This is a genomic window from Paenibacillus sp. BT-177 (assembly GCF_025846815.2).
GTDB lineage: Bacteria > Bacillota > Bacilli > Paenibacillales > Paenibacillaceae > Paenibacillus > Paenibacillus polymyxa_C.
In genome coordinates this window covers 1-820 of the sequence record NZ_JAOYTP010000041.1, presented here as the reverse complement: position 1 = coordinate 820, position 820 = coordinate 1, and the positions used below count along the sequence as shown (strand labels likewise).

General features: G+C 52.2%; 1 protein-coding gene. It reads right to left on the bottom strand.

Features of this window, described 5'->3' with window-relative positions; all coding sequences use genetic code 11:
• Positions 1-820 (bottom strand): condensation domain-containing protein (locus OIU26_RS25845; protein ID WP_264218419.1); only part of this gene is annotated, 820 nt, incomplete at both ends.

Genomic DNA, 820 nt, shown 5'->3' with positions numbered 1-820 from the left:
ATTCATATCTGACAGGTATCGTAAAATACCATAGCCGATGCCTTTTTGCGGAATATGGCGCAGCCCTTCCTTGATCCTTTTGATCAGACGAGCGGTATGTCCCCCTTGTCCCAAACTTCCATCCAGTACAACCGGGAACTGGCTCGTAAACCAGCCGACCGTGCGCGTAATATCCACATCCGGTACAATGGCTTCCCGTCCATGGCCCTCCAGATTGACCAGCACCCGTTCGGAACCAGACCAGTCATAGACTGCTTTTCCGAGCGCAGCCAGCAACAGGTCATTCATTTCCGTGTTGTACGCGCGATGAGCTTGTTTGAGCAGCTGCTCGGTTTCCTGCTTCGTCCAGCGGACCGTCACAACCTCACTGTCTCCAAGCAGAGCATTGTCATTTGCAAAATCCTTCGGCAAAGGCTTCGCAAGGCTAGCTTCTGCTTGTTCGATATGCTGCCAGTAAGCAAGCTCCCGCTCCATCGTCGCACTGCTGGCATAGGCTGACAGCTGTTTGGCCCATACCTGGAATGAATCTGTTTTATGCGGCAGTCGGATCGCTGTGCCGGTTTGACCTGCAACAGCCTGCTCATAACCGGATGCCAAATCCTCCAGTAAAATACGCCACGATACACCGTCCACAACCAAATGATGAATGACGATTAATAAATGGTCGCCCCCAGCGCAGTGGAACAGACCAAGCTTCACAAGTGGACCATTGCCCAAATGAATGCTGGCTTGAATTTCACTCGCCTTGGCTTCAACAGCGGTGGATTCGTCTTCCACTGCGCTGAAATCTACAATGTCCAGCGTGTATAGCTCGCCTTCC